Source organism: Sphingorhabdus sp. YGSMI21, assembly GCF_002776575.1.
GTDB lineage: Bacteria > Pseudomonadota > Alphaproteobacteria > Sphingomonadales > Sphingomonadaceae > Parasphingorhabdus.
Window position 1 is genome coordinate 1268367 of sequence record NZ_CP022548.1, and the last position, 17936, is coordinate 1286302.

Here is a 17936-nt window from a genome sequence, read left to right on the forward strand (position 1 = left end):
TTGATGAACAATCGTCAGCCTGGCCGCCGTGGGCGCAGCCGGAACACCAATAACCGCCCGCAGGGCAACCGGGGTGGTGGATCGGATCGCGATAACCGGATCGACAACCGCGCGCGCGGCAACGCAGCGCAAATGCTCGATAAATACAAGAAAATGGCGCAGGACGCTCAGGTCAATGGCGACCGCGTCCAGGCCGAATATTATCATCAATTTGCCGACCATTATTTCCGGGTCAACGCCGACACGATTGCCCGCCGCGAAGAACAGCGGCTTGCCCGTGAAGAACCGCGCGGAGACAATCGTTCGGATAACCGTACGGACAACCGCAGCGACAATCGCGGCAATGGCCAGGATGATTCCGGCGACAATGATGGCAATGGACAGCGCAGCCGTCCGCAGCAAAATCGTCCGAAACGCGATGATCGCAACGATCAGGACGAGACCGCCGCGAACGACGCGCCTGAAGAGAAAAAACCGGTTCGCAGCCGGCGCCCGCGCAAAGTCGAAGCCGCACCGGCTCGCAGCGAAACATCGGAAAAAAATGGCGAGAGCAACGGTCTGGACGCCAGCGCTCTGCCACCGGCAATTTCGCAGTCGACCGAAGTCGAAGTCGAAAAGAAGCCGGCTCGTAAAAAACGGGTGATGAAACCCAAGGCAACCGAAGAAAGCGACGCTGCTTAAGCGACGCCAGGTTTAACGAAGACAATGGCGGGCAGCGGCGGAAGCCGATGCCCGCCTATTCGTTGCTAAAGCGCTCTCGCCAGCCAGTCCGGCAGATCGAGCGCTTTCAGATCGTCAACACGACGATGTTCCACCGACAGGTCATAATCAGGGTAGGCGATGCGCTGGCGCTTTTCATCGGCCTGCGCAATCGGAACGACGACCAGCCGCCGGTTGACCTTTTGCCGGTAATTCATCCGCGCGGTATTTTCCTGTCCGACGTAACATCCCTTGGTGAAGCTGACGCCATTGAGTTCGGCGGCATTGCATTCGAGCCAAAGCGTCTTGTCGCTGCCCAGTTCCGCAGCGCCCTCGGTCACGCCGAGCGACAGGCGGTGTTTCCGATAGGCTTCATCGGCGGCTTCCCCAGCGTCCGTATCGGCCAGCCAGCGGTGGCCCAATCCAGCCAATCGCGGATCGACTGGGCGGTCTCCGGTATCCAGGGCCCAGTGCACGGCAAGGCTATTGTCCCGGGCGATGTCGATCTTGCGGCGCAGCCGATAGAGCTTCAGCCGTTTGACCAGCGCGTCGGCCTGATCCCCTTCGCAGTCGATCAGGATATCATTGCCGTCGGCCCACAGGAAGAAATCGAACAGGACTTTGCCCTGTGCGGTCAGCAGTGCCGACCATTGCGGTGCACCCTCTGCCACAGCGGTCATATCCTGCGTCACCAGCCCTTGCAGAAACGCGCGGATATCTTCCGATCCATCGGTTGCCGAGAGACGGATGATGGAACGGTCATTAAGTCTGGTTTCGGTCATGCCATTTAGGTAGGGTGTGCGAAGCGAAAAACCAAGCCTTTGCACGGAGCTATATGACCGACACACTCACCATCCGACGGCCTGACGACTGGCACGTGCACCTCCGTGACGGCGCGATGCTCGAAGCGGTTGCATCTTTTACCGCGAAGCAATTCGGCCGGGCGATCGTCATGCCCAATCTTTCGCCACCGGTGACCAGCGCCGCCAGCGCCGCCGCCTATCGCGACCGGATCATGGCCGCCCTGCCCGTCGGCTCCGATTTCACGCCGCTGATGACCTGCTATCTGACCGATGATGCCGATGCAGACGACATCGCTGCGGGGCACGCCGCCGGTATCTTTACCGCCGCAAAACTCTATCCCGCCAATGCCACCACCAACAGCGCCCACGGTGTTACCGATGTGGCGCATATCATGCCGGTGCTCGAGCGGATGCAGGCGATCGGCATGCCGCTGCTCGTCCATGGCGAAGTGACCGATGGCGATATCGACATATTCGATCGCGAAGCGGTGTTTATCGAGCGGGTGATGAAGGGGCTGATCGCAGCCTTGCCCGATCTGAAAATCGTATTCGAACATATCACCACCGAACAGGCGGTCCATTTCGTCGACAGCTGCGGCCCGAATGTCGCGGCGACAATCACGCCGCACCATCTGCATATCAATCGCAACGCCATGTTCACCGGCGGCATGCGTCCGCACGCTTATTGCCTGCCGGTGGCAAAGCGCGAAATGCACCGGCTGGCCCTGCGCAAGGCGGCGACTTCCGGCTCTCCGAAATATTTCCTCGGCACCGACAGCGCGCCGCATGAAATCCATGCCAAGGAATCGGCCTGCGGTTGCGCCGGCATTTTCAACGCGCCTTATGCGCTGGAAAGCTATGCGGTCGTGTTTGACGAAGAGGGTGCGCTCGACCGGCTGGAAGGTTTTGCGTCGCTACACGGCCCGCAATTCTATGGCCTGCCGGTCAACGAAACCATGGTCAGTCTGGAGCGGAGCGGGACAGCCGTGCCGGATGCAATCGAATCGGCCGGCTCGAAACTCGTTCCCTTCCATGCCGGCGCGCAACTGAACTGGCGCTTCCTGTCATCCTGAACCATCGGAAATATCAGGCAGATTGCGGTTTCCGTTCGGCTTTTCCGGTCAGATAGGAATCGGTCGAAAAGATTGCGAGACTGGTCCAGATCAGCATGAAACAAATGATGTGCGACGGTGTCAGCGGCTCCCTGTAGATCAGAACGCCGACCAGAAACTGGATCGTCGGCGCGAGATAATTCAGCAGGCCGATGGCGCCGAGGGTCATTTTCTTGACCGCCGAAGCGAACAGCAGCAATGGGATAGCGGTGACGATGGAACCGCCGATCAGCAACAGGTCGATGGTGCGATCATCGCCGAGATGCAGGCCGGAAGCCGAGGAGGGTGTGGACATAGTCAGCCAGACCAGCAGCAGGGTGAACGGCAGGAACAACATGCCGGTTTCCGCGGTCAGCCCGACGATCGGACCGATGTCGGCGATCTTGCGCACCAGTCCGTAGCTGCTCCAGCTGATAGCGAGGGCGAGACTGATCCAGAGCGTATCGAGAGCCTGCAGCGCCAGAACCGAAACCCCGGCGGTGGCTATTGCGATCGCGATCCACTTTTTCGGGGAGAGCCTTTCACCCAGAAACAGCCTGCCCATCAATACGCTGAGCAGCGGGCTGATAAAATAGCCGAGACTGGCCGCGAGAATATGATCCTCGTGCACGGCCCAGACATAGATGAGCCAGTTGGCAGCAATCAGCGAAGCGCTCGCCAGCATGGCCAGGCGCAGTCTGCGATCCGCCAGTGCGGATGCCAGACCGACAAGATTTTTGCGAAAATAGAGGATGACGAGCAACAGCGGCACCGACCAGACGATACGATGGGCAACCACTTCCAGCGCGCCGACATTTTGCAGCAGCTTGAAATAGACCGGCATCAGGCCCCAGAAGATGCAAGCGGTCAGCGCCTGAACAAGGCCGATTCGGCTGGAGGAGAGCGCGCTGGACATGTTCCAGCGCTTAAGCCCCGGGTTGCTGCCGGGCAATCAAGAAATGCTACTGGCCGGGAAACCCGGCCGAAGGATCAGATGATGCCGCCGCCGATCCAGAGCCGCAGGGCGCAGATGCCCATGACGATCATGCAGAAATACATGCCGCTGGTGCGTGACGAGATCAGACCGAACAGCGCGCCGACCCCGGCAATCGGGAGAATCAGCCAGTTGGTCCAGCCGAGCAGCGGAACCAACCCTATGAAGGACAGGATGAGGGCAATGATGCCGATGAGAATGGAGATTATATTGAACATAACTGTATTATAGGAATAGATCACTTGTATTTCAAGCGATTGTGATATGAACGGGCCAAATGCGCCGGGGAGGGAACAGGTTTGATGACGGATATAGCTTCTTTGCAGATTGAAACGGAACGGCTGATTTTGCGTCCGCCCAATGCCGATGATTTCGACGCCTGGGCCAGGTTCCAGTCGGATGCCGACACGATGACCTATATCGGCGGCGTCAAGAGCCGCGCCGAAAGCTGGCGCGACCTGTGCGCCATGGTCGGGGCCTGGCATGTCCGCGGCTATGCGATGTTTTCCCTGATCCTTAAGGATAGTGGCGCATGGATAGGCCGGATCGGTCCGTGGTATCCGGACGGCTGGCCGGCACGCGAGGTGGGCTGGGCTGTTGCGCCCGAATATGCGGGCAAGGGCTATGCGCTGGAAGCCGCGGTTGCGAGCATGAACTATGCCGTCGATACGCTGGGCTGGGATGACATTTGCCATACTATCGATCCCGACAATCTCGCCTCGATCAAATTGGCCCAGCGGCTTGGTTCGACCAACAGGGGGCCGACGCAACTGCCCGAACCCTATATCGTCGCAAGGGTTGACGACTGGGGGCAATCCCGCGAACAATGGCAGGAGAATAGAAAGAAATTCCAGTAGGAGAGCAGGCCATGGCCGAAGACCGCTATCTCGACCCCACGCGGGAAAGTTTCGACGCATTCAAGGCGCTGCCGCGCAACGTGCCGATCAACATGCTCAATCTCCTGCGTTTTCACGAACATGCGCAATATCCGGAGGATCATCCCAATGCCGGCAAGGGCTGGACCGGGGAGCAAGCCTATGCGGAATATGGCAAGACCAGCGGTCCGATTTTCCAGCGGGTCGGCGGAACGGTGATCTGGCGCGGACAGATGGAATGCATGGTAATCGGCCCCGACGACAAGCAGTGGGATTCCTCCTTCATCGCGCGCTATCCCAATAGCGGTGCGTTTATGGAAATGGTCACCGATCCGGAATATAAGAAAGCAGTCGTCAATCGCCAGGCTGCCGTTCTGACCTCCCGGCTGATCCGCTTCGGGGAGATGGACGGGCCGGATACGTTCGGTTGAATTCCCGATTCCGGACAAAACGTTAACAAAATGTCACCGGATTAACCAGTTTCCCTAACGGAATATTAACGCTTTTTATGCATGTGTTTCCCTAAATTCAGGAGCAAATTGCATGTCTAATCTTTCCCGAACCCTATGGCTGTCGGCAGCGGCTTTCGCGCTGCCCCTGACGCTTGCAGCATGCGGCAGCAACGAAGCCAGTGAAGAAGAACTGGCAAAGCTGGACGATAATCTGACCTCCGATCCGGCGATGAATGACGCGCTGGAAGATGCGATATTGGTGGATCCGGAACTTACCGATCAGGCGAACCGCAATGCTATTCGCGGGGCCAATGGCGCGGCGGACGGATCGGTGCCTCCCGGCACGGGGGAAGACGGCAGGGCCGCGGCCAAAGCCGCCCTGGGTGGCAAGATCCAGAGCGCACCAAAGCCGCGCCAGATGACCTCCGACGACGAGACCCTGACGCTCGGTGACAAAGCCGAATTGCAGGAAGCGCGTCAGAACAAGCCGGTCTGCAAGGAAAAATTGACTTACGATATGGCCTGGGCCAACCGCATGCCGCCCGAATTTGCGGTCTATCCGAAAGCAAATGTGCAGGAAGCGGCCGGAAAATGCGATCTTCGGGTGGTCAGCTTCACCACCGCTACGCCGATCAAGAATATTGTCGACTTCTATTATACCAAGGCCAAGCAGGGCGGATATGACGCGGAATATCTGTTGCGCGGCAGCGAGCATGTCCTCGGCGGATCGAAGCCGAACCAGGACAGCGCCTATGTGATCACTCTCAACAAACGCTCGGGCGGCGGCACGGTTGTCGACATCGTTGCGAGCAACGGCCGCTAGTTCGTGAAATAGCGATGCCGGGTTGCGCCATGCACATCACCGGCTGACAAAGGTGGCCCGCGCCGGCCACCTTTTTTTCGTCCGCGTTATTCGCGGTAGCTACCGCCACCGTCGACGGTGATGTCATTGGCCGTGGTGAAGCTGCTCAGGTCGCTGGCCAGCCATAGCATCGCATTGGCGACCTCGACCGCTTGACCGACCCGGTTGATCGGATGGTTGCGGTTGAACAATTCCACCGCTTCGTCATGCGGTCCGGGATAGGCGGCCAGATAACGCTGGTACATCGGCGTGTCGATCGCGCCGGGGTGGACGGTATTCACCCGCACCGGATATTTTTCCGCGGCACAGTGGAGCGCCAGCGATTTGCTCAGCGATGTGACCGCGGCCTTGCTGGCGCAATAGGCCGCGAACTGCGCGCCGGGGCGCATGGCGAGCATGGAGCCGATATTGACGATGGCGCCGTCTTCGCCGCTTTCGAGGATCGCAGGCAGTCCGACACGGCAACCGTAGAAAGTGCCCTGCATATTGATATCGATGGTACGGTTCCAGCTTTCGAGGTCAACCTCGTCGACCGACCCCGGCTCCGAAATACCCGCGACATTGAACAGCGTCGTCATCTTGCCGAAGCGCTTCTTCGTGGCATCGACCGCGGCTTGCCACTGGTCGAGATCGCGGACATCCAGTTCCACCGCATCGGCGCGGTCGCCCAGAGAGACCGCGAGTTCCTTCGCCTTGTCGATCTGGATGTCGGCCAGCATTACCGAGCCACCTTCCTCGATAACCCGTCGTCCGGCGGTTCCGCCAATGCCTTCTGCGCCGCCCGATATCAGTGCGACTTTTCCGTCCATCATGCCCATTTTATATTCCCGTTTCCTGGCCTGTTCCTGGTCTATTTCTTGTCGAACTCGATCGGCAGATTGGCCAGTCCGCGCAGCATCATATTGGGCGGATAGTGCAGTTCCGCGCCTTCCTTGAGCCGGATATTGTCCATCCGCTTGGCAAATTGCTGGAAGGATACGGTCATTTCCTTGCGCGACAGCATATTGCCGACGCACATATGGATGCCCTTGCCGAACGCCATATGGGTGCGGGCATTTTTGCGATCGACCCGGAATTCGTTCGGATTTTCAAACTGCTTGGGATCGCGATTGGCCGCGTGATAGCGCATCATCACCATCGCGCCCTTGGGCAGCATTACGCCGCCCAGCTCGGCATCGCGGTGCATAACCCGCCAGATGCCCGACGATCCGCTCGACATGCGTAGCACTTCTTCGACCGCATTGGGGATCAGCGACGGATCGTCCTGGATTTTCTTATACTGGTCCGGATTGGTCGCGAACAGCCGCATGCCCTCGGCCAGCGCCGCCGTCGTGGTTTCATTGCCAGCGACCATCAATTGCTGGACGATCGACAAAGATTCTGCGTCATCAAGCGGACGTTCGCCATCGACCCGGGCGTTGACCAGATCGGAGAGGATATCATTCTTCGCTTCCTTGCGCCGCTCGTCCATATTGGCTTTCAGCGCGTGCTGATATTCGACAACTTCGCGCTCGGTCTCCAGCTGCCGTTCGCGGGTCATCATGCCGGACAGGCGATCGACAAAAGCATTGGTCCAGCGCTTGATCGTATGGGCATCGGCCACATCGAGACCGAGCTGCACGGCAATTGTGCGAACCGGCATCGGCACGGCATATTCTTCGACAAATTCGCATTCGCCCTTGTCGATGAAATTGTCGATCAGTTCGTTCGACATCACCCGCATGCTGTCTTCCAGCTTGTTCACTTTCGGCATCGAGAAAGCGAGATTGACCAGTTTGCGGAACCGCGTGTGCACCGGCTGGTCGGCGGTCAGCAGGGTATTGACCTGGGGCCAGCCCTGGGACTGGATCGCCTGCAGCTCCTCGTCATTTTCCAGCTCTTCCTCGGTTTTCCCGCCGGAGAGCAATGCGTTGAAATTGTTCGAAAAATCGTCCAGCCGGCCGACGGCTTCGGAAATCAGGTCATAATCCAGCACGACATAGGTGCCGCTGGCTTCGTCGAAAAATACCGGGCTTTCCGCGCGCTTCTCTTCATAAAATTCGAACGGATCGACCAGAATGTCCGGTTGAAAAAGGGATTTGGATACAGCTTCGTTCATCACAGGTTCCTGCTTGTACTAGTCAAAAGACGGGGTGGGTTTGCCGTCCGCATTGTAAACCGGCCCTTCGGCATCCACCCGATATTTGGCGCTCACGGCGTTGATCAGGCCGAAGCTGCCGATATGGGCGAGCATATTGGCATAATGGACATTCTGGAAATGCCGGGCGAGGGCTTCCTCGTCGGTCCATTCCTCGAACACTTCGATGCGCGACGGATTATGCATGTCGGCGGCCCAGCTATAGCAGAGGCAGCCGTCCTGGCTCAGCGCGCCATCGATGAAGGGTTGGGCTTGCTTCAGGCATTCCTCGCGGGTTGCCGGTTCCACGTCGATATGCGCAGCGATCAATATTTTCGCCATTGCGATACTCCCTTAAAGCTTGTTTCCGCCAAATTGCGCGACGACGACAAAGATGCGTTTGCTGTAGAGCCACTGGCCATCGACCTTGAAAAATTCATCGTCATAGCGGCCGCCGGCTACCCGGGGTTCGCCCTTTTCCACCAATATCTCGTGCGTTTGATAGCGACCGGATGCCGTGTCACCCGTCACTTCCAGACTGGCGGGTATGCCCAGAAAGCTGACGGCGTCGAACTGGGCCATCGCACCGTTCCAGAGATTGACGATATTCTCGCGGCCGACCACTTCGGTGCCCATCAGTGACCAGACAGCATCTTCCGTCCACAAGGCACCCCAGTCATCCGGGTCTTTGCGCAGCACGGCATCGCAATAGGCATCGTGCAGTTCGCGGATTGCCAAACGGTCTTCTATCGGCCCTGAAAACATGGACTCGTCCTCTCCTGATTATAGGGAGACTACACGGCAAAAGCGCCGCAAAGACAAGCTGCCATAAGTGCTAGCGAGAGGGGGTCAATCGCCGCCGATCCGCTCAATATCCGCTCCGACGGCCGCCAGTTTTTCTTCCAGCCGTTCATAGCCGCGGTCGAGATGGTAGATGCGTTGCAGGCGGGTTTCGCCCTCTGCCGCCAGTCCGGCAATCGCCAAACTCATCGAGGCGCGCAGATCGGTTGCCATTACCGGCGCGCCGGTCAGTTTCTTGACGCCCCGGACCACGGCGGTACGACCCTTGGTCTCGATATCCGCACCCATCCGGTTGAGTTCGGGTACGTGCATGTAGCGGTTTTCGAAAATCGTCTCGGTCAACACGCTGGCACCATCGGCGAGGCAGAGCATCGCCATCAGCTGCGCCTGCATATCGGTAGCAAGGCCGGGATAGGGTGCGGTGGACAGAGTCAGCGGTTTGAGCTTGCCGTCGGAGGAAACCCGGATGCCCTTTGCGTGGACATCAATTTGCAGACCGGCATGGCGCAACGCATCCAGCGTGGCTTCCATTTCGTCGGCCTTGGCGGCGAGCAGGTCGACTTCACCGCCAGCAATCCCGACAGCACAGGCATAGCTGCCCGCTTCGATCCGGTCGGACATCACCCGGTAGGTGCAGCCGTGCAGCCGCTCAACACCGGTGATGGTCAGGGTCGAAGAGCCGATTCCTTCGATCTCCGCGCCCATGGCGACGAGCATATTGCAAAGGTCGACGATTTCCGGTTCCCGCGCGGCGTTTTTGAGCACGCTGGTGCCGTTCGCCAGCACCGCTGCCATCAAGGCATTCTCCGTCGCGCCGACCGAGACGACCGGAAAGGTGAAATCGCCGCCGGGCAGGCCGCCGTCGGGAACGCGCGCAATCACATAGCCACTGGTGGTCTCGATGGTCGCGCCGAGCGCCTCGATCGCTTTCAGATGAAGATCGATCGGCCGGTTGCCGATGGCGCAGCCGCCGGGCAGCGAGACCCGGCATTCACCGGCGCGGGCCAGCAATGGGCCCAGAACCAATATGGAGGCGCGCATCTTGCGGACGATATCATAAGGCGCTTCGGTCGAGGTGATCCGGCCGGCTTTCAGCGTCATCACCCGCCCGAAATCTTCCGGTCTCGCGCCTTCGATCGTGGTCGAAACACCCAGCTGGTTGAGCAGATGCCCGAAACTGTCGACGTCGGCCAGCCTCGGCAAATTGCGCAGGGTGACCGGTTCGTCGGTCAGCAGCGCGCAAGGCAGCAAGGTCAGGGCGCTATTCTTGGCTCCCGAAATGGGGATCGTACCGGAGAGGCGATTGCCGCCGCGTATTGAGATAATATCCATGGTCTAGCATTTACCGGAAATGGTGATGCAGGCAAGTCTATTGCGCGGAAGATGGTTAGCGTATTTGGCTGACCGGCTAGTTTCGCAACAACCCCAGGGCTGCATAGGCGGCTTCTACTGTCGGCCGTGCCATTGTGGAGGCTTTTTCCGAACCATTGCGTAAAATCGTGTCGATCGCCGTCTCGTCCTTGCGCAATTCCTCGAACCGCTGGCGAATGGGTGACAATTTGCTCACCGCCAGATCGGCCAGCGCCGGTTTGAAGTCGCCAAAGCCCTTGCCCGCATATTGGGCAAGCACAGCCTCTTGCGAGAGGTCGGCCAGCGCAGCATAGATGCCGACCAGATTCCTGGCTTCCGCCCGCTCTGCCAGATCGTCCATATTGTCGGGCAACGGTTCCGGATCGGTCTTTGCCTTCTTGAATTTCCGTGCAATTGTCTCGTCATCGTCGGTCATGTTGATCCGGCTGAGATCGGACGGGTCCGACTTGCTCATTTTTGCTTTGCCGTCGCGCAGGCTCATGATCCTCGCCGCCGTCTTGCCAATAAACGGCTCGGGCAGGGTGAAGGTTTCGGTTCCGGTATCGCTGTTGAACTTCGTCGCAATGTCGCGGGCCAGTTCGAGATGCTGTTTCTGGTCGTCGCCCACGGGAACATGAGTGGTCTGATAGAGCAGGACATCGGCCGCCTGCAGCACCGGATAACCCAGCAGGCCCAGCGAGGAGCGCTGTTTGTGCTTGCCGGATTTTTCCTTGAACTGGGTCATCCGGTCCAGCCAGCCCATCGGCGTGTTGCAAATCAGCATCCACGCCAGTTCAGGATGGGCAGGTACGCGGGCCTGGTTGAACAGGATCGATTTGTCGGGATCCACCCCGGCGGCAACCAGCGCTGCGACCATTTCGCGGCAATTGGTAGACAGTTCGACGGGATCATTATGGACGGTGATGGCGTGGAGATCGGCGAGGAAGAACAGGCATTCGCTCTCGTCCTGCATCTTCACCCAGTTCTTGATCGCGCCCAGATAGTTGCCGAGATGGAGATTCCCCGTTGGCTGGATGCCCGATACCGTACGCATTGTCTTAACTTCCTTCGCTTGCGGCTTCTTCTGCCGCCTTCTTCTTGGTCAACATGGTGATCTTGTCGCGATCGATCGCGCCGGTCAGCCATGCCAGCGCCGCATAAACCAGTCCGCCGACGCTGACCAGAGCGGTGATAGATCCGACCCGCTGCCAGATCGTGCCGTCATAGAGTCCGTCGCCGATCGGCGCAGCATAGACCAGCACGACCGCCATGCCGGCAGCGGACAGCGTGATCCGGCCGATCCGGAGCAACAATGTCCATTCCAGATGAAAATGCCCGCGGCGGTGGAGCATCGTGTAGAGCATCACGCAATTGCACCAGGCCGCAATCGCGCCGGCAACGGCCAATCCCGTGATCCCGTAGAGCGGGATCAGCAACAGGTTGAGCGTGATGTTGATGACCAGCGAAATGGCGGCGGTATAGACCGGCGTTTTCGTATCCTTGCGCGCGAAAAAGCCCGGGATCAGCACTTTCACCAGCACATAGGCGGGCAATCCGACGACCAGCGCGGCGACAACCGCAGCGGTGGTCTGCCCATCGGCAGCGGTAAAATTGCCGCCGACGTAGAAGGATGTGACCAGCGGTCCGGCGGCGAAAAACAGGGCGATGGCCGCCGGAATGGTGAGCAGCAGACCCAGTTCGATGGCGTTGCTTTGCAGACGCTGGGCGCCGCCCAGATCGTCCTTGGCGATGAAGCGCGACAGCGCCGGGAGGATGGCGGTGCCAAGGGCAATGCCGATAATTCCGAGCGGCAGCTGGTTCAGCCGGTCCGCCATTGCCAGATAGACGAACGATCCTTCCGGCAAGCGCCCGAGGAAGAAGAGATCGATGAAGCGGCTGATCTGGTAGATGCCGGCGCCGAATACGGCGGGCAGGATAAGCACGCCCAGCTCTTTCACATCGGCATTGAATTTCGGCATTTTGAGCGGAAAGCGAAAGCCGGTCTTGCGCGCCCAGTAATAGAGCCAGAGCATTTGTACCAGCCCGGCCGTGGCCACGGCAACCGCCAGAAAATAGGCGGTCTGGCGCGGGTCGTTGCCGTCATTGACAAAATGGGCCGCAAGCAGCGCGCTGATCATGCAGATATTGAGCATGATCGGTGCCGCCGCCGCTGCCGCGAACTTGCTCAGCGAATTCAATATCGCCGCAAACAGGGTGGTGATGCTGATCAGGCCGAGATAGGGGAAGGTTATCCGGGCCAGCGAAACCGAAAAACCGTCGGTCCGGCCGCCTCTTCCGAAATCGTCGATCAGCCAGATGATGCCCGGCATGGCGAGCATCATGATCGCCGAAAAGACGAGTAGCAGGGGAACAAATACCGACAGCACGTCAACGGCGAAATTCTGCGCCGCTGTCCGGTCCTCATCCGCTTCCATCTTGCGGTTGAACAGCGGCACAAAAGCGGCCGAGAAAGCGCCTTCGGCAAACAGCCGGCGGAAGATATTGGGCAGCTGGAAAGCCAGTTGCCAAGCGTCGGCTGCAGCACCGGCCCCGAGAACACGGGCCAGCATGATATCGCGGACAAAGCCGAAAATGCGGCTGACAAGCGTCAGTCCGGCAATCGTTCCGGTGGATTTCAGCAGGTTCATCCCTGCTATCCTAGCAAGATTGTCTAGGCGTTACCAACCGGTTGCTCGCCTGCCTGCTGGGCTGCCATCTGCTCGCGCTGCTGCAGATAGAGCGCCGTGAAATCGATCGGCTCGAGCAACAGGGCCTGGAAGCCGGCATCGCGAACGGCGTCGGCAATGATCGACCGGGCGAAGGGAAAGAGAAGCCGCGGGGCTTCGGCAAACAGGAATGGATGGGCCTGCTCCTCGGGGACGTTGCGCAGCCCGAAAAGACCGCAATAGAGCAGTTCGATGGCAAAGGCGACGCCTTCGTCCGCTTTCGCGGTCACGTCGATTTTCAGTTCGACTTCATGGACTTCATCGGAAATCTGCGAGGAGCCGATGTTGAACTGCACGTCGATCTGAGGCTGTGCATTCCACTGGTAGACGTCCGGCGCATTGGGATTTTCGACCGAAAGATCTTTCACATATTGCGAAATCACGCCGATTTGCGGCTGGGTATCGGCGCCATTGGCAAGGGGATCCGGAGTCGTCACATTCCCGCTCGGTTCCATTTTGCTTTCGTCTTTTTCATTCTCGTCAGCCATCGGGCCTGTCCTTTCGGAATAAACAGTCAAACATGTCCTTTGGCGCATCTTGCCGCGCCATTCGCTGCGCGCCTAGCAGGGGAAAGAACCGAGGGCAATGAAAGAGTAAACCCCCGTTCGGATGGCCTGCAGAGGCACCCGTTTGTAAGCACAGGTTCACAAATCGGGCGATAGAAGGAGCCGACCAATTGGGGCAAAACGGCTTTTTCATCAATGCTATTTGAAACCGCCCCTGTTTCCGCCTATGTATAGGGTCAAAGAAAAGATTGGATTGTGAAGTGACCATCGAAATCATATTATTGGCAATGGTAGCGGCCTTTCTCGGCCTGCGCCTCTATTCCGTGCTGGGCAAGCGAAGTGGTCATGAGCAGGAACATATGCCACGAAACATCGATCCGCGCGCCAGTGAACGCCGGCCGCTGGAAGATGCCAAGCCGCATATTCCCGATATCGTTCCCGCAAACGCAACGGCCGGGGCGCCGAATATGGTCTATGACAGCAACGCCGAAGCCGGGATGCGCGAAATATTGAGCGCCGACCGCAATTTCGATGTCGGACGGTTCGTGGAGGGTGCGCAAGCAGCCTATGGCATGATCCTGGAAGCCTTCTGGAAGGGCGACAAGGAAGAATTGAAACTGCTCTGTGACGACGATGTCTACGAAAGTTTCGTCGAAGTCATCGACGCCCGTGAAAAACGCGGCGAGATTCTGGAGAACCAGCTGGTTCGAATCGACAATGCGCGGATTTCGGCAGCGGAATATCGCCGGCCTGTCGCACGCATCACCGTCCAGTTTGACGCCGATATCGCTGCGGTGGTCAAGGACAAGCAGGGCAATCTGATTGGCGGGTCCCTATCCGATGCCGCCGAAACCCACGATGTCTGGACGTTCAGCCGCGATCTCTCCAGTGCAGACCCCAATTGGCGACTCGACGAAACCGATGAGGCCTGACCCCCGGTCGACGAGCTACAGGATCATGAAAATCGGGACGCTTTTCGGAGCCATGGCGTTGGTCAGCGCCTGTTCGATGACCATCATCCCCGAGGGCGCCGCGCAAAGCCGTTCCACACAGGCGGATGGCGAATGGGTGGCCGGCGATGTGCCGACCCCGGCAGCCACGCCGCCAGCCTATACGCCGGTCGCCAGAAACGGCGCGCCGGCGACATTTGAGCCGGTTGATCCGGCCCAGCTCGTCAAGATTGGCGATGATTCTACCCGCGCTACCGGTTCCGGCATTGCGCTGGGACCGGATATTAGCAGTCTTGCGCTGACCGATGCCAAAGCCGCGTCGGCGCTGCGATCCTATCGGACCAGCTGCCCTTCTCTTGTCCGGCGCGAGGACAATAGTGGTCTGACCAGGGGCGCCGACTGGCAATTGTCATGCACGGCTGCCCAGAACTGGCAGGACCGGGACGCCGCGCGCTTTTTCATCTCTTATTTCGAAACGGTGCAGGTTGGCGATGGCCAGGCTTTCGCCACCGGCTATTTCGAACCGCAGATAGACGGTTCCAGAATCAGCAACGCCCGGTATCAGGTCCCGGTCTATCGCCGCCCCGCAAATCTCGTCGATGTCGATCTTGGCCTGTTTTCCGAAGCGCTGAAAGACAAGCGCGTCCGCGGCAAGGTCGACGGAACCAGATTGGTGCCCTTCGAGGACCGGGCGGCCATTGATGACGGGGCGCTCGCCGGACAGGGTCTCGAGATCGCATGGGCCCGCGACTATATCGATTTCTTCTTTCTGCAGATCCAGGGCAGCGGCCGGCTGTTGCTGCCCGACGGATCGGTCATGCGAATCGGTTACGCCGGACAGAACGGCCACGATTATACCGGTATCGGACGGGTGATGCGCGAACGCGGCCTGCTCGCCGACGGCAAGACCAATATGCAGGGCATTGTCGAATGGCTGCGCGCGCATCCCGAAGAGGGCATGAAGATCATGCGCGAAAACAAGAGCTATGTCTTTTTCCAGGAACTGACCGGCCCGGGTCCGCTGGGCGCGATGGGCCATCCGGTGGTAGCGCGGACATCGGTCGCCGCCGACCGGATGTTCGTGCCACTGGGCGCGCCGGTGTTCCTCGACATGGAACATGATATCGCCGACGGCCTGTGGGTGGCGCAGGATAGCGGTGGCGCGATCAAGGGCCCCAACCGTTTCGATACATTCTGGGGTGGCGGCGAGGAAGCGGCCAGAATCGCGGGCGGCATGTCCTCGCGCGGACAGGCACTGATCTTCCTGCCCAAGGGAACAGTGTCGCGGCTCGTTGCAGCCCGCCAGAACCCGGGCAACTAGACCATGTCCGACCGGCCCCTTACCGCCGGTGAAAAGGCGCTCTGGCAGAAATTTATCGAGAGCGTCGAACCGCTCGACCAGGGGCGCGTGAAGCGGGCGGAAAGCCTTCCGGTAGCCAGACGGCCGCGCGATATTCCCGGGCCGATAACCGCGGAAAGCTTCGGCGGAAAACCCGCCAAAGCCGTCCCGCTGCGCGAGCAGAAGCCGGTGCCGACCCGCCACGGACTGGATGGCGGCTGGGATCGCCGTTTGACGAAGGGCATGGTGCAACCCGATGTCACGGTCGACCTGCACGGTTATACATTATCGTCTGCCCACGGACGGCTGGACAGCGCGCTGGAACTCAGCATTGCCGCTGGCCATCGTGCGATATTGCTGATTACCGGCAAGGCGCGGAACGACGAAGAGCGCCGCCGCGAAGGTGGTCGCGGCGCGATCCGGGCGGCGATTGCCGACTGGCTCGCCGCTTCCCGCCACGCCTCGCATATTGCCACGGTGCGCCGGGCCCATCCGCGTCATGGCGGTGCGGGCGCGCTTTATATCATCCTGCGCCGAAGACGCTGACGGAAAGCTCGGTTCAGGCGGTGGCGAGCAAAACGAAATGCTCGTAAATATCCGCCAATGTGGCGAGATCATCGATGGCGACGGCCTCGTCCAGCTTGTGCATGGTGGCGTTACAGAGACCGAACTCGATCACCGGACAGATTTTTGACAGGAAACGCGCATCGGATGTGCCGCCGCTGGTGCTCAGTTCCGGCTGGATCCCGGTGGCGCCGCTTATCGCATCACGCAATAGATCGGAAAAGTCGCCCGGCGGTGTCAGAAAAGGCTCGCCGGAAATCACCGGTTTCAGCTCGCCTCCGTGCCGCTCGACAATCTCGCGGATCATCGCACTCAGGCTCTCGCCACTGTGGCGGTCGTTGAACCGGATCGACAGCCGGCCCTCGGCCTTGGCGGGAATGACATTATGGGCGGGATTGCCGACGTGCAGATCGGTAAATTCGATATTGCTCGGCTGAAACCAGTCGGTGCCTTCATCCAGTTGCAGCGAATCTATCTCGCTGAGAATCTTTCCCAGCTTGGTGATCGGATTGTCGGCATTTTGCGGATAGGCTACATGGCCCTGCGTGCCGTTGACGGTCACCCACATATTGACCGATCCGCGGCGGCCGATCTTCATCATGTCGCCGAGCCGGTGGACGGACGTCGGCTCGCCGACGAGGCACAGATCGGGCACGATGCCGCGCTCGGCCATATATTCCATCAGCGCCACCGTTCCGTAGCGCGCCGGTCCTTCCTCGTCACCGGTGATGATCAGGCTGATCGTGCCCAGATCGTCGGGCAACTGGTGAAGCGCGCGGACGAAGGCGGCGATGCTGCCTTTCATGTCCACCGCACCCCGGCCGTAAAGGAGATCGCTGCGTATCTCCGGAACAAAAGGATCGGTCTGCCAGCCCTGGCCGGGTGGCACGACGTCCAGATGCCCGGCATAGGCCACATGCCGGGATCCGGATGTGCCCTTGCGAATGGCGAACAGATTTTCGACCGGACCGTCGGGCGCTTCACCGGCAACAAAGCGGTGCACCTCAAATCCCAGAGGCTTCAGCATTGCCTCCATTTCGTCAAACACGCTGCCGGTGGCGGGCGTGATGCTGGGCTGCGCAATCAGCCGTTTGGCCAGTTCGAGAGCGGTTGGTGCGGTCATATGCGTCTGCTCAAGCTTCTGCCGATTTCGGCTGCTCGAGCCGCTCGATAACCCATGGCTCTTCCTCCGCCGCAGCCATCCATTGCGCGGTCCATTCATGGTCCAATATCGTCTGCATGTAACTGGTGGCAAATCCCGGCAGGCGAAATCCGTAAGTCTGGAAGCGCGAAACCACCGGCGCATACATGATATCGGCCGCGCCATAGGTGCCGAACAGAAACGGTCCGCCGCTGCCGAAGCGGGCGCGCGCCTGAGCCCAAAGCTCGATAATCCGGGCGGCGTCCGTCTTGACCTCGTCGCTCAGGTCGAGATCTTCATAAATCTTGCGTGTGTTCATCGGGCATTGCCGGCGCAGCGCCATGAAGCTGGAATGCATTTCGGCGGCCATCGAGCGGGCCATGCCGCGTGCGGTCTCGTCCTTTGGCCAGAAGCGGTCGCGGTGCGTCTTGTCGGCCAGCCAGTCAATGATCGCCAGACTGTCCCAGACTACCGTCTCGCCATCCCAGAGGATCGGCACCTTGCCGCCGGACGGTGCGAAATTCTCGCTTTCGCGGACATGGTCCCAATCGTCGCCGAACAGGGGAACGGTCAGTTCTTCAAAGGACAGGCCCGACTGCTTGCACGCCAGCCAGCCGCGCATCGACCAGCTGGAATAGGCTTTGTTTCCGATTATCAGTTTCATAGT

The 17936-nt window shown here is 59.6% G+C and carries 21 protein-coding genes; 8 read left to right on the forward strand and 13 right to left on the reverse strand.

Annotated elements, in window-relative coordinates; all coding sequences use genetic code 11:
* Nucleotides 1-3: 3 nt before the first annotated feature.
* Complete coding sequence (locus tag CHN51_RS06185) at nt 4-681, forward strand: DUF4167 domain-containing protein (RefSeq protein WP_240616872.1); 678 nt, start codon at nt 4-6, stop codon at nt 679-681.
* A gap of 65 nt (nt 682-746) precedes the next feature.
* On the opposite strand, the gene CHN51_RS06190 is transcribed toward CHN51_RS06185, so the two are convergent.
* Complete coding sequence (locus CHN51_RS06190; RefSeq protein ID WP_100093246.1) at nt 747-1481, reverse strand: folate-binding protein YgfZ; 735 nt, start codon at nt 1479-1481, stop codon at nt 747-749.
* 53 nt (nt 1482-1534) lie between these two features.
* Between CHN51_RS06190 and pyrC the strand changes: the two genes are divergently transcribed.
* Nucleotides 1535-2575, forward strand: coding sequence for a dihydroorotase (gene pyrC, locus CHN51_RS06195; protein WP_100093247.1), 1041 nt, complete (start codon nt 1535-1537; stop codon nt 2573-2575).
* Nucleotides 2576-2588: 13 nt separating this feature from the next.
* Here pyrC and rarD read toward each other — a convergent pair whose 3' ends face one another.
* Complete coding sequence (rarD, locus tag CHN51_RS06200; RefSeq protein ID WP_100093248.1) at nt 2589-3509, reverse strand: EamA family transporter RarD; 921 nt, start codon at nt 3507-3509, stop codon at nt 2589-2591.
* 74 nt (nt 3510-3583) lie between these two features.
* Nucleotides 3584-3805, reverse strand: a complete 222-nt coding sequence (locus CHN51_RS06205; RefSeq protein WP_100093249.1) for a hypothetical protein — start codon at nt 3803-3805, stop codon at nt 3584-3586.
* 84 nt (nt 3806-3889) lie between these two features.
* Here CHN51_RS06205 and CHN51_RS06210 point away from each other — a divergent pair, with 84 nt between their 5' ends.
* From CHN51_RS06210 to CHN51_RS06220, 3 genes are all read left to right on the forward strand, one after another.
* Nucleotides 3890-4444 carry a GNAT family N-acetyltransferase gene (locus CHN51_RS06210; RefSeq protein WP_100093250.1) on the forward strand — a complete coding sequence of 185 codons (555 nt, stop codon included), beginning with the start codon at nt 3890-3892 and terminating at the stop codon, nt 4442-4444.
* An 11-nt stretch (nt 4445-4455) separates the two neighbouring features.
* Nucleotides 4456-4893, forward strand: coding sequence for a DUF1330 domain-containing protein (locus tag CHN51_RS06215; protein WP_100093251.1), 438 nt, complete (start codon nt 4456-4458; stop codon nt 4891-4893).
* Nucleotides 4894-5005: 112 nt separating this feature from the next.
* Entirely contained in the window at nt 5006-5737 is a 732-nt protein-coding gene (locus tag CHN51_RS06220; protein ID WP_100093252.1) for a hypothetical protein, read from the forward strand.
* Nucleotides 5738-5823: 86 nt separating this feature from the next.
* Here the strand turns inward: CHN51_RS06220 and CHN51_RS06225 are convergent, their stop codons facing one another.
* From CHN51_RS06225 to secB, 8 genes are all read right to left on the reverse strand, one after another.
* The gene (locus CHN51_RS06225; protein ID WP_100093253.1) at nt 5824-6594 is read right to left on the reverse strand and encodes an SDR family oxidoreductase; all 771 of its coding nucleotides are present in this window, start codon (nt 6592-6594) and stop codon (nt 5824-5826) included.
* A gap of 32 nt (nt 6595-6626) precedes the next feature.
* Nucleotides 6627-7874, reverse strand: a complete 1248-nt coding sequence (locus tag CHN51_RS06230) for a cytochrome P450 (RefSeq protein ID WP_100093254.1) — start codon at nt 7872-7874, stop codon at nt 6627-6629.
* A gap of 18 nt (nt 7875-7892) precedes the next feature.
* A complete protein-coding gene (locus tag CHN51_RS06235) occupies nt 7893-8234 on the reverse strand; it encodes a putative quinol monooxygenase (protein ID WP_100093255.1) in 342 nt (113 codons plus the stop codon).
* Nucleotides 8235-8246: 12 nt separating this feature from the next.
* Nucleotides 8247-8657 carry a nuclear transport factor 2 family protein gene (locus CHN51_RS06240; RefSeq protein ID WP_100093256.1) on the reverse strand — a complete coding sequence of 137 codons (411 nt, stop codon included), beginning with the start codon at nt 8655-8657 and terminating at the stop codon, nt 8247-8249.
* Between the two features lie 84 nt (nt 8658-8741).
* The gene (gene murA, locus CHN51_RS06245) at nt 8742-10025 is read right to left on the reverse strand and encodes a UDP-N-acetylglucosamine 1-carboxyvinyltransferase (protein ID WP_100093257.1); all 1284 of its coding nucleotides are present in this window, start codon (nt 10023-10025) and stop codon (nt 8742-8744) included.
* Nucleotides 10026-10101: 76 nt separating this feature from the next.
* Nucleotides 10102-11097 carry a tryptophan--tRNA ligase gene (gene trpS, locus CHN51_RS06250; protein WP_100093258.1) on the reverse strand — a complete coding sequence of 332 codons (996 nt, stop codon included), beginning with the start codon at nt 11095-11097 and terminating at the stop codon, nt 10102-10104.
* Nucleotides 11098-11101: 4 nt separating this feature from the next.
* Complete coding sequence (gene murJ / locus CHN51_RS06255; protein ID WP_100093259.1) at nt 11102-12691, reverse strand: murein biosynthesis integral membrane protein MurJ; 1590 nt, start codon at nt 12689-12691, stop codon at nt 11102-11104.
* A gap of 23 nt (nt 12692-12714) precedes the next feature.
* Nucleotides 12715-13224 carry a protein-export chaperone SecB gene (gene secB / locus CHN51_RS06260; protein WP_240616943.1) on the reverse strand — a complete coding sequence of 170 codons (510 nt, stop codon included), beginning with the start codon at nt 13222-13224 and terminating at the stop codon, nt 12715-12717.
* 311 nt (nt 13225-13535) lie between these two features.
* On the opposite strand from secB, the gene CHN51_RS06265 reads away from it, so the two are divergent.
* Genes CHN51_RS06265 through CHN51_RS06275 form a run of 3 tightly spaced genes read left to right on the forward strand, consistent with a single transcriptional unit; the run spans nt 13536 to nt 16110 of the window.
* Entirely contained in the window at nt 13536-14207 is a 672-nt protein-coding gene (locus CHN51_RS06265; protein ID WP_164089010.1) for a Tim44/TimA family putative adaptor protein, read from the forward strand.
* 25 nt (nt 14208-14232) lie between these two features.
* Nucleotides 14233-15546, forward strand: a complete 1314-nt coding sequence (locus CHN51_RS06270; protein ID WP_100093261.1) for a murein transglycosylase A — start codon at nt 14233-14235, stop codon at nt 15544-15546.
* Between the two features lie 3 nt (nt 15547-15549).
* On the forward strand, nt 15550-16110 hold the full coding sequence (locus CHN51_RS06275; protein WP_100093262.1) for a Smr/MutS family protein: 561 nt from the start codon (nt 15550-15552) through the stop codon (nt 16108-16110).
* A 13-nt stretch (nt 16111-16123) separates the two neighbouring features.
* Here CHN51_RS06275 and dapE read toward each other — a convergent pair whose 3' ends face one another.
* Nucleotides 16124-17251 (reverse strand): succinyl-diaminopimelate desuccinylase, encoded by a 1128-nt coding sequence (gene dapE, locus CHN51_RS06280; RefSeq protein ID WP_100093263.1) that lies wholly within the window; start codon nt 17249-17251, stop codon nt 16124-16126.
* 10 nt (nt 17252-17261) lie between these two features.
* On the reverse strand, nt 17262-17933 hold the full coding sequence (locus CHN51_RS06285) for a glutathione S-transferase family protein (protein ID WP_100093264.1): 672 nt from the start codon (nt 17931-17933) through the stop codon (nt 17262-17264).
* Between the last annotated feature and the right edge of the window lie 3 nt (nt 17934-17936).

Bases quoted from the DNA above. Each gene is read 5' to 3' on its own strand.
- CHN51_RS06185 (WP_240616872.1), top strand. From the start codon at position 4: ATGAACAATCGTCAGCCTGGCCGCCGTGGGCGCAGCCGGAACACCAAT.
- CHN51_RS06190 (WP_100093246.1), bottom strand. From the start codon at position 1,481: ATGACCGAAACCAGACTTAATGACCGTTCCATCATCCGTCTCTCGGCA.
- pyrC (WP_100093247.1), top strand. From the start codon at position 1,535: ATGACCGACACACTCACCATCCGACGGCCTGACGACTGGCACGTGCAC.
- rarD (WP_100093248.1), bottom strand. From the start codon at position 3,509: ATGTCCAGCGCGCTCTCCTCCAGCCGAATCGGCCTTGTTCAGGCGCTG.
- CHN51_RS06205 (WP_100093249.1), bottom strand. From the start codon at position 3,805: ATGTTCAATATAATCTCCATTCTCATCGGCATCATTGCCCTCATCCTG.
- CHN51_RS06210 (WP_100093250.1), top strand. From the start codon at position 3,890: ATGACGGATATAGCTTCTTTGCAGATTGAAACGGAACGGCTGATTTTG.
- CHN51_RS06215 (WP_100093251.1), top strand. From the start codon at position 4,456: ATGGCCGAAGACCGCTATCTCGACCCCACGCGGGAAAGTTTCGACGCA.
- CHN51_RS06220 (WP_100093252.1), top strand. From the start codon at position 5,006: ATGTCTAATCTTTCCCGAACCCTATGGCTGTCGGCAGCGGCTTTCGCG.
- CHN51_RS06225 (WP_100093253.1), bottom strand. From the start codon at position 6,594: ATGGGCATGATGGACGGAAAAGTCGCACTGATATCGGGCGGCGCAGAA.
- CHN51_RS06230 (WP_100093254.1), bottom strand. From the start codon at position 7,874: ATGAACGAAGCTGTATCCAAATCCCTTTTTCAACCGGACATTCTGGTC.
- CHN51_RS06235 (WP_100093255.1), bottom strand. From the start codon at position 8,234: ATGGCGAAAATATTGATCGCTGCGCATATCGACGTGGAACCGGCAACC.
- CHN51_RS06240 (WP_100093256.1), bottom strand. From the start codon at position 8,657: ATGTTTTCAGGGCCGATAGAAGACCGTTTGGCAATCCGCGAACTGCAC.
- murA (WP_100093257.1), bottom strand. From the start codon at position 10,025: ATGGATATTATCTCAATACGCGGCGGCAATCGCCTCTCCGGTACGATC.
- trpS (WP_100093258.1), bottom strand. From the start codon at position 11,097: ATGCGTACGGTATCGGGCATCCAGCCAACGGGGAATCTCCATCTCGGC.
- murJ (WP_100093259.1), bottom strand. From the start codon at position 12,691: ATGAACCTGCTGAAATCCACCGGAACGATTGCCGGACTGACGCTTGTC.
- secB (WP_240616943.1), bottom strand. From the start codon at position 13,224: ATGGAACCGAGCGGGAATGTGACGACTCCGGATCCCCTTGCCAATGGC.
- CHN51_RS06270 (WP_100093261.1), top strand. From the start codon at position 14,233: ATGAAAATCGGGACGCTTTTCGGAGCCATGGCGTTGGTCAGCGCCTGT.
- CHN51_RS06275 (WP_100093262.1), top strand. From the start codon at position 15,550: ATGTCCGACCGGCCCCTTACCGCCGGTGAAAAGGCGCTCTGGCAGAAA.
- dapE (WP_100093263.1), bottom strand. From the start codon at position 17,251: ATGACCGCACCAACCGCTCTCGAACTGGCCAAACGGCTGATTGCGCAG.
- CHN51_RS06285 (WP_100093264.1), bottom strand. From the start codon at position 17,933: ATGAAACTGATAATCGGAAACAAAGCCTATTCCAGCTGGTCGATGCGC.